This window comes from Cellvibrio sp. KY-GH-1 (assembly GCF_008806975.1).
Classification (GTDB): Bacteria; Pseudomonadota; Gammaproteobacteria; order Pseudomonadales; family Cellvibrionaceae; genus Cellvibrio.
The window spans coordinates 3,571,660-3,584,526 of the sequence record NZ_CP031728.1; the positions used below are offsets into that span (position 1 = coordinate 3,571,660).

The window sequence follows — 12,867 nt, forward strand, 5'->3', positions numbered from 1 at the left end:
ATGGCTCCCTGCTACACAAACATTTTGCTCAAGCAAGCTTGCTTGATGTTATTGAGCTTGGTGATTTGTTGGTGGTGTTGGTTGATAAGGGTGTCGAGTTTTTGGAAATAGTTACCGATATTCTTGCCCTCTGAAATATCATTTGGAACATAAAAGCACGAAGAAGAGACAAGCCCCCAATCAGAACGAGGCATTTTCGAGCCAGCCGATAGGTTTGAAATGAATTCAAATTTATTGGTTTGAATTAAATAAAATAGAAACGTACTTGTTACATTATCGGCGCGTAAAACCCAAAAATCGCCAACTGCAATTCCTTCAAAGTCAGCTAAAAACCAGTTTTTTAGATATGGTCGTAATTTACCAAATAAGACATCATCAACTTCAAACTTTAAGCCAGCTTTAACGATTTTCTTCTGAAGTATATCCTTATTAAATCGTCCTTTACCTGCAACTATATCTTCGTATTCAACACAAGGTAGATATGTACTTTGATGTTGTGTTGATACTCTGGTAGCTATATCGGAGAACTCTTTCTCTACCCACTCCCCACCAAACCCCTTAAATCGAATTTCTGGAATAGTTTCGCCTTGTTTGGGGAACATTTTTTCCAGCATGGCTTTTTTGATGTTGCTGAGCTTGTCATGCTTTTGTTGGTGTTGGTTGATTAGGTTGTCGAGCTTTTGGAAGTAGTCAGTTATATTTTTCTGCTCGGTTACCTGTGGAATAACAATTGTTCTGTTTTTCCAATCAACAACGTCGAATACCAACTTTTCAATATCAACCCCATAGGAGCTAATAAAAAACAACTTGTGCATTTCAGGTCTTATTGAGGCAACAGTCCAGAACCTAGCTGTTAAGTCATAACTATCGGTGACAACAAGATATTCATTGGATACGACTGCACCATCAAGACTGTTTGGCACAATTCCATTAGCACCATGAACAACCTGCCGCTTTGAAATCAGGTAATCACCGGCCTTAACTGAAAAATAATTTTTAACTAATATATTTTTCCCTTTAAGAATAGCTCTGGGAACAACGCCTTCGTTGCGGCGCTTAACTGTTACCAACTGATAGTTTTCGTTATCCATAAGTTCGACGGGCCGCTTTATTTCAGCTAAAACGCTTCCAATCTTTACGTCATTCCACTCCCTAGTAAACTCCGCAAAGCGAATCTGCGGCACATTTTTAACCATACTCATCTTATTCGCCCTTCAACAAGCTGGTGAGTTCGGCCAAACCCTGCATATCAAACTCATTACCGGTGAGTTCACCTAACATGTCTGCCAATTCTTGCTCGGTGGTTTTAATGTCATTCGCCACTTGCGAATAAGTCAACGCGTATTTATCCGCAAGCTTTTGTACTTGGGTGGTGAGCTGGGTGATGACGCTCGTTGGTATAGCCGCTAACTCATTGCACAGTGGAACAATCCATTTTAGGTGTAAAAGGTTTTTCACCTGCTCGTCTGCCAAACCTTCTATGGTGGTTTTGGTTTTCAGGTGCAGCGCCGTGGCCGCTTCTTTTACGGCTTTTTTCAGGTCTTTCTCTTCTTCTATTAATTTGCTAGCGCGAATCAGTTTGGCTTCATAGCTTTCTTGTGCATATTTAATCTTGCTGTCTTTTTGTTCTTTCAAAAAGGCCTTGGCGGCTTTGTTTACTTCGGCATTGGCAAAGCCGTCTTTGCTTTCTTTTACGGCCTCACCTTCTTTTTCTTCTTCGCTGAGTGATTCCAGAATTTCTTCCAGATTACTGGCAATTTCTGCTAAGCGGTTTTCCTGTTTTTCTAAGGCGAGCAAGTCATCAGCCAATAGTGTTTTTTGTACCAATTCAAACGGCAGTATGTGGCCTTTCCAGCCGTCTTGCACTTCTGTGTCTTTGCCGTCTTTCTTTTTGATCACCATATTGGGGTCAACTTGTTTAGTCGCCGCAAAGCCTTCCGTTTGCATCATTTCCAAATCGGCACTGATGATTTGCCATTGGTTGTTGAGCAGTTGGTAGGCTTGGTATTTATCAATCAGTGCAATAGGTTCCAAGCGCTTAAATAGCTCAACACTTAACTCGGCTTCTTGTTGGTTGCGGTTTAGGGTTTGCCAACCGTGAATTAATTGCGTGTTCAGGTGTTCATCAAACCCCTTAAAGGCTTGGTCGTAAGCCTTAATAAAACTCACCACTGCGGGTGCTGGGTAATAGCGGCATTCACTGCACTTTTTTCGGTGGCAAGTGCGCTGGCCAGCTCACTGTAAGCCGATGATTTAGCGGTAAACAGTGTGCTGTGCAGTTTCGGCAAGGCTTGCCAATAATCTTGCAGCTCGGCAATTTCGCTATTGGGTATGCCGCCAAGCATGGTGGCGTGCAAGTCCCAACTTTCAGCAGCGGGGGATGAATCTACATAGCGCGGAATATTTAAGTTATAGCCATTGTCGCGAATGGTTTGCTTGCTCACCACTTGCGAAAATTTTGGACGGCTTTCGCGATTGATTACCACATCCACAATGCGCTTGATGTCGGAGGCTTGCAGCTTGTTGTTTTTGCCTTCTTTTATAAAGTGCTTGGAGGCATCCACAACTAATACATCGCTATTTTTTCTTTTTTGTTTTAATACCAAAATAACGGTGGGAATGCCAGTGCCAAAAAAGATATTGGCGGGCAAACCGATAATCGCATCTATATGGTCGCTTTCAATTAAATGCTTGCGAATTTCACCTTCTTCACCGCCGCGAAACAGCACACCGTGGGGCAATACAATGGTCATAACACCATCGGGTTTCAGGTGGTAAAGATCGTGCAATAAAAACGCGAAATCCGCTTTGGTTTTGGGTGCTAAACCAAAGCGTGAATAGCGTGGGTCGCTCTCTTTATGGCTTGGGTCCCACTGTTGCGAGTAAGGCGGGTTAGAGACAACCGCGTCTACATACAGGGCTTGGTAGGTGCCGAGCGGATCGTTTTCATCAAAATAGGGCCAGTCTTCTTCCAGCGTATCGCCATTGCGGGTTTTGATATTGTCGGGGTTAAGGCCGCGCATGATTAAATTCATGCGCGTTAGGTTGTAGGTGTTGGCTTTTAATTCTTGCGCGTAATACTCAATGCTGTCTTTGGTTTTAGCGTATTGCGCTACGGCATTACCAATGTTGATCAGCAAAGAGCCTGAGCCACTGGTTGGGTCGTAGATGCGAATCTTGTCTTTATTTTTGAGTTCATGGGCGATGATGAGCGACATGAGCACCGAGACTTCGTGCGGGGTGTAAAACTCACCGGCTTTTTTACCGGCATTGGCGGCAAATTTTTCAATGAGATATTCATAAATATAACCCAGCACGTCGTAACCCAGGTTGCCATTCATGGGGATGCTTTTAATCAGGTGCAGCAAGTCGCTAATGGCTTTGGTGCGTTTACCGGAACTTTCACCAAGTTTACTTAAGCCAGTTTCAAGCGTGGTGAAAATACCTTCAAATAATTTTTTGTGCTTGGTATGAATAAGCCGACTAAATGCAGAAAGTGCATCCCGCACATTAGATTCATCAAAGTCGAATTTAGGGTCAACCCAGGTCGAAAATAAATTGCCGTAGGCAATAAAGTAACCAAGGCCACCTTGGATAAACTCAACGGTTTCAGTATCGCTTTCATTTAAGGCTTTAATATCATCAGCCGTCATACCTTGGTCGCGCACAAACTGCACGAGTTGATCGCTGAGGTATTTGTAAAAAATAAAACCGAGTATGTAGTCTTTATATTCATTCGCTTCAATTTTGGAGCGCATCTGGTTGGCGGATTCCCAGATTTTGGCGGCGAGCTGTTGTTTGTTCATAATTCAAAAAATTCCCTAACGCCTATGCAGAGCATAAGCATTAACACTCAAGGTTCAATTCAAGAAACCGGCAGCAAAAGCACTTATAAGCGCATTATGGCGGGCGTATTGGAGAGTGGTATTTTCACTCATTTCATTTATTAAGCGCTCCAGTTTTAATCTTGGGCTCTGATTGTTCAGTAAGTTTGCAATAACAACATAGGTTTGTTGCAAGGTAATTTGTTTTACATTGATGCCTAGCTGATGGGCGCTGGCTAGGGTTAGATCCCAACCGTAGAGCTCCATAAGCGTTATTTCGCCATATAACTGATCTGAAATGACTGGAATGTTTTCGTAGGTCGTAAGCAAGTATGCAAGATCTTTCGCATCCTTATTCCGCTGCTCTATCTCACGATCAGTCCATGCAATCAACTTGAGTATTGTCATTCCCTCGGGCGAAGCAACAGGCACATCAAGTATGGGAGCATCTCTAAGACGAACTGTATTTGCGTTATTTAATGCCTCTTGAAAGCCGAGCACGTTCATAATTATGTCGCCAGATGGCGGCCATTGAACCTTAGCGTCTTGATCGGCTAGATCACCAAACGGAATTATGTCGATGGGCAAATTGTTTGGCGCGATTAAGCAATGTACTTTTCTTGTTTCGGAAAAATTATTTGCTATTAACTCCATTCTTAAGGCGGTAAAGGCATCCCATGTGGGAACCTGCAACGCAAAATCAATATCGGCGGTGGCTCGTTGTATTTTAGCGCCGAAGCCATAGTGCAAAACCATATCGCGCGCAGTCGCACCTACTATTAAGTAAGGTATTTGTAATTGCACGGCACACTCTGCAACGATCTCGCAGAGACTCGCCAATGCGGGATCAATCTTCGCCGATATATTCAGCAATGGTGCTTTCATATAACATCCTTGCGACTTCTAAGTTGCGGCTATCTGCCGAAGCGATTAAATCGGCGTAAATGAGTATGGGATGAACGGTGTCTTTTCTTAGGTAATTTGGATACTCATTGTTGTGGTTATTATTTTCTGGCCAAAAAGGTCTGAAAACTTTGATCAAGCCACTCGTGTTTTCTATAGAGTTATTCGCTTTACGTAATCGCGCCGTTGCAAAAAGTTTGCCCACTGATTTTTCAGGCACATAGACTGTAATAACCTGTGGTTGCAGGTAGTCGGTATATTTAGCCGCAGCAACTTCTCCACTCCAATAAGCGTCGTATTTTTCAATTTCTACGTTTTTCCACCAATTGGCGTTATCGCTGATAAATTCACCAACAAATAGTTTTGGTTTTAATTTTTCAGGATAGGCTTCTACCCAGCGATCTAATAACTTGCGGCGATTTATTAGGCTATGCCACTTGAGGTCATTTCGGTTTATTAGGTAACCCGCCTCTTTCAAATCAGTTAATAGTTTCCCTATAGCCCCTAAAGCGACTCCGGTTTTTCCAGATATTTCGCGATAGCTTGCGTTTATTAATGTCTCGTCACACAGAAAACCATAGACAAGCTTGAGCCCGCTGGTATCGAAAGCTCTACTTTTTGTTTGTTTGGTTTCCATTGCTGGCTTTTGGCCAGAGATGTTCACGTAGATTGGAGGTAAATTTAGGTAACTATTACCGCAGGCATCCATGTATTGCACATCATTATCTTTCAGTGCTTTGGCAATGTTGGGGTTCAGGTAATCAGCAACCAGCACCCCAAGAGGCTGTAGCTTTTTGATGTGTTGAATAATCGCACCCAGGTGTGCAGGCCTAATATTTCGCTTAACCTCAACTGCCAGGGTTTGTGAGGGCGTCTTTATTAAATAGTCAGTCTCACTGTCAGTGGGCAACTGTTTACTTAGCGCAAAATCCAACCCAGTCTCCCCCTTTAGGGCGAACAGGGCTTGCGTCACTATGTGAGATTCTGAGGAGTTGGGCACGTAAGAACACTCTGGCGGCCATTTGTTCAGCAAAAATATCATGTTCATGAATCATGAACAATATAAAAATTTGAACAAAAAGAGGTTCAGCTAGGAACCGGTGAGCTCAGCAACCAAAACGGGTCTGGGCTTATCTCTAAGCTTAAAGTGCACTGCTGGAATAGAAGAAGAAAATCAAAATGGCGGTAAAAGCGGTGAAAGGAAGGCTAATAGAAACCAGAAAATACACATGATCTATTGATGTTTAAGCACACTCAAAAGAGAACAATAAGCAAGTACAAAACATCGAATAAACTCGTATTGCCCGCAATGCGAGCCTTAGCGCTCGCATTTGGGGCTCGCATCAAAACTCTAATCCCGCGATTCCCGTTTTGAATTGTTCTACCAGGAAATCAACTAACAGACGCACCTTGGGCGCGAGGTGCCGCTGTTGCGGGTAAACCACCCACACGCCCATTTCCGCTGATTGAAATTCATTGAGTACCGCCACCAACTTACCACTAGCGAGATGTTCATCTACGTAATAATCCGGCAGTTGCGCCAACCCCAGGCCTTTGAGCGCCGCATCGAGTAGTGCCGGGCCAGAATTCGCCTGCCAATTACCATGAACATTGATGTCTTTGCGCTGACCATTTTGCTGCATTAGCCAATAACCGCGCGTTCCAATTAAGCAGTTATGGCGTTCGAGATCCGTGAGAGTCTGGGGCGGGGCGATACGGGCGAGGTAATCAGGTGAGCCGACTATATATTCACGCCTATCACACAGGCGGCGTGCAACCAAGGTGGATTCGCGCAGCACACCCATACGGATACCCAAGTCGAAGCCCTCTTCAATCATCTCTACCTGGCGATTGCTGAAGTACATATTGATCTTCAATTGTGGATAGCGAAGTTGAAAGTCATTCACCAGCGGGGCGATATATTTATCGCCAAAGGTGGCGGGCGCCGTGATCTTAAGCACTCCCGAGGGCAAGCCCTGATGCTGTTGCAACAATAATTCTGCGTCGCGCACACCATCAAACAACTGCCGGCAAGCTTCGTAGTAAACGTTACCCGCCTCGGTCAGCCGAATCTGGCGCGTGCTGCGGTAAAGCAATTGCGTTCCCAGCTGCTGCTCCAAGTGGCTAACCAATCGACTCACGTGCGAGCTGGACACCTGCAGGTAGCGCGCGGCCGCGACAAAACTGCCGTGGCGCACCACCTGAACAAAACCTTCTACCCTTTCCCAATGCTGCATTATTGCTCCATAGCAACAATTAAGTGATTTTTAAACGGCTTATTGCAATTCAATTCGCAGTCTACACTGAGCGCACTATTTTCGGGTTTATTGATTGCGATGAATAAACCTCCCATTAACCAAGGAAACTGATATGAAATCACGTGCTGCTATCGCCCTCGCCGCAGGCAAACCGCTGGAACTCGCCGAAATTGATGTACAAGGCCCCAAGGCCGGCGAAGTTCTGGTGCGCATTGTCGCCACCAGTGTTTGTCACACTGATGCTTACACCTTGTCCGGCGCCGATCCGGAAGGCCTGTTCCCGGCGGTACTGGGCCACGAAGGCGCGGGCATTGTTGAGGAAGTTGGCGAAGGCGTTACCAGTCTAAAAGTGGGCGACCATGTGATTCCGCTTTACACCGCTGAATGTGGTAAGTGCAAATTCTGCCTTTCCGGCAAAACCAACTTGTGCGGCTCCGTGCGTGCCACTCAGGGCAAGGGAGTTATGCCCGACGGCACCAGCCGCTTTTCATTGGACGGCAAACCACTCTTCCATTACATGGGTACCTCGACCTTTTCCGAATACACCGTGCTGCCAGAGGTATCGCTCGCCAAAGTATCGCCCAGTGCGCCGCTCGATAAAATTTGTTTGCTCGGCTGCGGTGTGACCACCGGAATTGGTGCCGTAGTAAACACCGCGAAAGTTACGCCGGGCTCTACTGTTGCGGTGTTTGGCCTGGGTGCAATCGGCCTTGCTGTGATTCAAGGTGCACAGATGGTTAAAGCTGGACGCATCATTGCCATTGATATTAACCCGGACAAATTTGAGTTGGCCCGCCAGTTCGGCGCAACAGATTTTGTAAACCCGAAAGATCATTCTGCACCCATCCAGCAAGTGATTGTCGATATGACCGATGGCGGGGTGGACTACTCGTTTGAATGTATCGGCAATGTAAACGTCATGCGTTCGGCGCTGGAGTGCTGCCATAAAGGCTGGGGCGAATCGATTATTATCGGCGTAGCCGGTGCCGGCCAGGAAATATCGACTCGCCCATTCCAGCTGGTCACCGGCCGCGTATGGAAAGGCTCGGCGTTTGGCGGTGTAAAAGGCCGCAGCCAATTGCCCGATTATGTAGAGCGCTACATGAACGGCGAAATTAAGATTGATGAATTTATTACCCACGATATGCCCTTCGAGAAAATCAACGAGGCATTTGATTTATTGCACGAAGGTAAAAGCATTCGCACGGTACTGCACTATTAATTACGGCACTGTTAATCACGGCACTATTAATCACAACGCCATTAATTACAGCGCCCTTAATCACAGTATGATTAATCACCGTGCTACCAATCATTGCAGTATTAATACATTATTCACCCGCGTGTTAATCAACTATTACATTCATACACCAACACCCTGCTTGCGCACGCAACAGGGTGATAACACAGGGATATAAGAGAGCAAGCATGTCGATTCAACTCACTGAAATTGCCGCCAATAAAAGTTTTGGTGGCTGGCACAAACGCTTTAAACATTTCTCGCCGACCTTAAACTGCGAGATGATTTTCGCCATTTATTTGCCGCCCCAAGCAGACAGCAAAAAAGTTCCACTGCTCTGGTGGCTATCTGGCCTTACCTGTACCGATGAAAATTTCATGCAGAAAGCCGGCGCGCTAAAAATGGCAGCCGAATTAGGGATAGCGATTATTTGCCCGGACACCAGCCCACGCGGTTTGAATTTGCCGGGCGAGGAAGATAGTTACGACTTTGGCACCGGCGCCGGATTTTATTTGAACGCGACTCAAGAGCCCTGGCAAAATAATTACCGCATGTTTGATTACATCACGACCGAATTACCCGCGTTAGTGCACGAGAACTTTCCACTCAATGGTAAAGAATCTATTAGCGGTCATTCCATGGGCGGTCACGGCGCTTTGGTAATTGCGCTAAGCTCACCTGGTCGCTATCAATCCATCTCTGCCTTTGCACCTATTAGCAATCCAGTCAATTGTCCGTGGGGGAAAAAGGCATTTAGTGGGTATCTAGGCGATGATGAGGATAGTTGGAATGCGTATGATGCCTGCCACCTGATTGCCAGTGGAAAATCCAAACAGCCTTTGTTTATTGATCAAGGTAACGCTGACCAGTTTTTGTCGTCACAATTAAAGCCGGATGCACTGCAAAAAGCCTGCGCCGATTATCATCACCCTCTCACCATGCGCATGCATGCGGGCTATGACCATAGCTATTATTTTATTGCCAGTTTTATTGATGATCACTTGCGTTACCACGCACAGCATTTACAAGCCAATTAGGATTTTCCCACCAGCAACAAAAAAGGACACCGCATTGTGTCCTTTTTTGTTGGCATTTATTTATTGTGCGCCGTCATGTTTAATTAGACATTAATTGGCTGGCAACAACTCATTACCCGTACGCGATGCCCGCACCAAACAGAGCGCACGCGCCACGAAGTAACCGCTAAACCCGCCATACACAACACAAAGCACAGGCATAAATGCGGTGTGCACAGTAATGGGATTACCCAGCGCATAAAGTACTGCAACCACATACTTGGTAAAGAATATCGCCAGAATTACCAACAGCGGAATCCAACTACCAGGAATATAAAATCGATTTGACTCAGCGAAGTAACGAAGATTTTTTACCGGCAACAAATGATTACCCAGCAACGCCACTGCACATAGCCCTGCCATCCACAGCGAAATAGTTACCAACTGCACACCGAAATTAGACGTAACACCTATCAGTGATAAAATCACCATACCCGAGGGCAACAAATAAGCCAACCAAAGTTTAACCTGCCGATTACGCGCCTGCTGCAACCCGAGCACTATCAACCCCAGCAATAAACCAAACACCCAGGCCGGGGTGTGCGCTAATATTTGCTGCATGAATTGCTCCTTATTTGGTGGACCCTGTTAGTACATAGACTAAAGCGCAAAACCTGAAACCAAAAGTTACAAATATCATAATAACTACCGCTTGGTATTCCCAAGCGGTAAGCAAAAGGTTTTACACTTAACGTAAAACCTGCAATTTACGTCGCAATACAACGCCTAAAAATGCAGTGCCCAAGAGCACCCAAGGTGATGGCTCAGGCACAGACGATGTGCGTAGGGAAGCGGTTACTTCTTCCAAATCCATAGTTACAAATGAAAATCTGGAAACGCCATCAATATTGTAATTGTAATAAAAAGACCCAAAACCTCCCGATGCGTCATTGCCACCGCTAACCCAATGAAACGCTTGCTCAACATCCAGGGTTTTTACGGTATCCAAACCGGCTTCCCACAAGTAAAAGTACAGTGTTGATTCAAGATACTCAGCACCGAAATCACCCAGCATCAGGGCGTCCAATACCATGAAATAATCTGAATCTTCTGCGACCGAAGGAAAGGCATCTTTAACTATAACGAAATCAGATGCGCGCTCAATGCCCAGCCTATCCGTGTAATCATGAGATATATCGAAGGTGTTTCCCGCAATATTGATCGTCATATTGACGAATGCATTGGCATCATTACGGATGTATCTGACCTCATTCGAACCGGATGACAGTGCGAACTTCAAATCAGAGTCATAGGAAAATGTGCCAGTAACCGTTTCACCCAAAATATCACCCCACAAACCTGGCTGAGGATCACCGCTCGTCACCTTTGCCTTAAAGGTGCCGTCAATAATCGCAGCCTGGGAAGCAAAAGGCAGACTAAACATTAAACTGGACAGCGCCAGCAAACACAGTTTTTTTGCGTTCATAGAAAAGTTTCCGTTTATAAATTATTAGAAAAAACCAGTCGATTCATACAGCTATCGACACATGTAATATACGGAAATATTCTGTTTCCTCGCGGCACCTAAAATAACAACACTATCCTAAGCGCAAATATAGCTCGCAATAAATTGATAAATTTCGCACCGAACAACACCAATAAAAAGTCACATTTATTAATGATATTGGAGCTTGATAAAAGAACACCTAACCAACCGCAGGCAACGGATAGGTTAAAAAGGAAAAATGGATTTGATTAACAAAGAAATGAATCATAATCGGGTAGCAGATATTTTTACTCAGTGTATAACTCAAGCCATATAAAAACCCGGCCAACGCGTAAACCCAGATTGCCGCACCACCGATACCGGAATGAATCGCCACAAATATCGCAGTTACCAATAGCAGGGGTATTAATTCCTGCACCCCGCGGTTAGCGGTCATACCAGCAATTGCATTGCGCAGTGGCTGCTGCAACAGAAAGCGAAAAAAAGCCTCCTCTGCCACACAAACAATCAACAAATTACCCAAACCAAACAACACCATCTGCTCAATAGTTTTGGGTTGCAAATACAAACCCAACACCGGAATTGCCACCGCAATAATCAATACTGGCGCTAGCAATGCCACTAAAAATGAATAACGCGACCGCGCGACAAATTCTCCTTCGCGCAATTTTTGCCATAACAAATACAACAATGTAAAACCCACCAATGCTTTAGCAAAATTAACAAACAGTTCGTAGCGTGTCAGCTGACCTTCAGCACCAGGCAAGCTTAACAATAGCGGATAATTAAATCCTTCCGAGCGAAAAGTCGCCACCCAAAACACCAAAGGCACCATCAACAAAAACAGTATCGCTTTTAATTTTCGATTCGCACTATCCTTGCGAACAAAACCCGCCAATCCGGCAACACCTAACAAACCAATTCCATTGACCAGCGGTAGCCATTGCAATAAAACCAAAGCGGCAACAGTTGCAACCAAAAATCCTGCCGTTATTTTTTCTGAAAAAATATTTAACATCTACATACCCTAGGCTGTGCCGGGCCGCGAAGACTAAGCGCAGCGACACCCAACACACTGAAAATATATCCCGCACATTTGGAACTCACCTAATGCGCAACCGATTTTGAAAACACATTCATAATCAAAACACCAGTCAGGATAAATCCCATTCCCAATAGCGCCGGAAAATCCAGTTTCTGTTTGAACACCAGAAAACCAATAATGCTAACCCCTACAATTCCCACACCCGACCAAACAGCGTAGGCAACTCCGACCGGAATTGTTTTTAAGGTAAGCGATAAAAAATAAAACGCTAATCCATAGCCAACCAACACCACTATAGAAGGCGTAGTTTTAGAAAAACCTTCACTCGCTTTCAACGCGGAGGTCGCGATCACTTCAGAAAAAATTGCAACTCCTAAAAACAACCAACTCTTCATGGCCAGCACCTCAGTTATTAATCCTTAAAAGATTGTCGCATCTGAAACAGGGAAGAAACAGTCTTGTGATATTTATAAAATTCTGCACACAAATGAAAAAGACCGATCTTTTGATCGGCCTTTTAAGTGACTCGTTAGATATTTGCTTCACCCCAGTGAACCAGCCCGATTGTTTGGAATGAATACGTTCCGCCCTTCATGGTTGCCTGGTGCTTTTCAGCAGATTTTTATCAATGCTTAATGACCGCGCTTTCCCATGGCTTGTACTTTGGGTTATTTAACGCCAAACGATCTGACCATTGCCCACCGTGCTGAAGCTCACAGGCTTGCTCACTATCAAAACGTACACATTGCTTAATATTTTTTACGACTATGCCCACCTTAAGTAGTTGTTTTTGTATGGTTGCACGCAAGATTTCATCTTGCTTAAGCGCCAACATAGTCTCAATATCTTCATCGGTATTAAAAACACAAGTGACTACTAAACTTCCGGGAAAGTTGGTGTAATTCACGCGATGGGTCAACCAGGAAAATCCAACGATATCACCTAAAAAGGATTCGCAAGCAACGGTTAACGACTTGCATATATTGTTATCGAGTTTTTGATTGGTTTTGCTTAGCTTCATCGTATTCTTGTATTTAAACTTTTTACCTTAATAAAAAAAGCCGACCTTATCGG

The 12,867-nt window shown here is 44.8% G+C and carries 13 protein-coding genes; 2 read left to right on the top strand and 11 right to left on the bottom strand.

The features are described from left to right. Positions 1 to 11: 11 nt before the first annotated feature. The 6 genes from D0C16_RS15065 to D0C16_RS15085 form a co-directional block, all read right to left on the bottom strand. Complete coding sequence (locus D0C16_RS15065) at positions 12 to 1,202, bottom strand: restriction endonuclease subunit S (protein WP_151033116.1); 1,191 nt, start codon at positions 1,200 to 1,202, stop codon at positions 12 to 14. Position 1,203: 1 nt separating this feature from the next. Continuing rightward, a complete protein-coding gene (locus D0C16_RS24475; protein WP_225318696.1) occupies positions 1,204 to 2,169 on the bottom strand; it encodes a hypothetical protein in 966 nt (321 codons plus the stop codon). Then, complete coding sequence (locus D0C16_RS24480; RefSeq protein WP_225318697.1) at positions 2,166 to 3,806, bottom strand: type I restriction-modification system subunit M; 1,641 nt, start codon at positions 3,804 to 3,806, stop codon at positions 2,166 to 2,168. The genes D0C16_RS24475 and D0C16_RS24480 overlap by 4 nt, the downstream gene beginning before the upstream one ends. Before the next feature lie 54 nt (positions 3,807 to 3,860). Beyond that, entirely contained in the window at positions 3,861 to 4,709 is an 849-nt protein-coding gene (locus tag D0C16_RS15075) for a nucleotidyl transferase AbiEii/AbiGii toxin family protein (RefSeq protein WP_151033117.1), read from the bottom strand. Continuing rightward, positions 4,672 to 5,661 carry a type IV toxin-antitoxin system AbiEi family antitoxin gene (locus D0C16_RS15080; protein WP_191968502.1) on the bottom strand — a complete coding sequence of 330 codons (990 nt, stop codon included), beginning with the start codon at positions 5,659 to 5,661 and terminating at the stop codon, positions 4,672 to 4,674. Before D0C16_RS15080 ends, D0C16_RS15075 begins: the two co-directional genes overlap by 38 nt. Positions 5,662 to 6,070: 409 nt before the next feature. After that, entirely contained in the window at positions 6,071 to 6,964 is an 894-nt protein-coding gene (locus D0C16_RS15085) for a LysR family transcriptional regulator (protein ID WP_151033119.1), read from the bottom strand. Positions 6,965 to 7,097: 133 nt separating this feature from the next. Between D0C16_RS15085 and D0C16_RS15090 the strand changes: the two genes are divergently transcribed. Then, a complete protein-coding gene (locus tag D0C16_RS15090; protein ID WP_151033120.1) occupies positions 7,098 to 8,207 on the top strand; it encodes an S-(hydroxymethyl)glutathione dehydrogenase/class III alcohol dehydrogenase in 1,110 nt (369 codons plus the stop codon). A 206-nt stretch (positions 8,208 to 8,413) separates the two neighbouring features. Beyond that, positions 8,414 to 9,262 (top strand): S-formylglutathione hydrolase, encoded by an 849-nt coding sequence (gene fghA, locus D0C16_RS15095; RefSeq protein WP_151033121.1) that lies wholly within the window; start codon positions 8,414 to 8,416, stop codon positions 9,260 to 9,262. 90 nt (positions 9,263 to 9,352) lie between these two features. On the opposite strand, the gene D0C16_RS15100 is transcribed toward fghA, so the two are convergent. From D0C16_RS15100 to D0C16_RS15120, 5 genes are all read right to left on the bottom strand, one after another. Next, positions 9,353 to 9,862 carry a DUF6622 family protein gene (locus tag D0C16_RS15100; RefSeq protein WP_151033122.1) on the bottom strand — a complete coding sequence of 170 codons (510 nt, stop codon included), beginning with the start codon at positions 9,860 to 9,862 and terminating at the stop codon, positions 9,353 to 9,355. A 127-nt stretch (positions 9,863 to 9,989) separates the two neighbouring features. Then, positions 9,990 to 10,727 carry a PEP-CTERM sorting domain-containing protein gene (locus tag D0C16_RS15105; RefSeq protein ID WP_151033123.1) on the bottom strand — a complete coding sequence of 246 codons (738 nt, stop codon included), beginning with the start codon at positions 10,725 to 10,727 and terminating at the stop codon, positions 9,990 to 9,992. 220 nt (positions 10,728 to 10,947) lie between these two features. Then, a complete protein-coding gene (locus tag D0C16_RS15110) occupies positions 10,948 to 11,766 on the bottom strand; it encodes a CPBP family intramembrane glutamic endopeptidase (RefSeq protein WP_225318698.1) in 819 nt (272 codons plus the stop codon). Positions 11,767 to 11,855: 89 nt separating this feature from the next. After that, a complete protein-coding gene (locus D0C16_RS15115) occupies positions 11,856 to 12,188 on the bottom strand; it encodes a multidrug efflux SMR transporter (RefSeq protein WP_151033124.1) in 333 nt (110 codons plus the stop codon). A 230-nt stretch (positions 12,189 to 12,418) separates the two neighbouring features. After that, positions 12,419 to 12,814, bottom strand: coding sequence for a Fis family transcriptional regulator (locus tag D0C16_RS15120; RefSeq protein WP_151033125.1), 396 nt, complete (start codon positions 12,812 to 12,814; stop codon positions 12,419 to 12,421). Between the last annotated feature and the right edge of the window lie 53 nt (positions 12,815 to 12,867).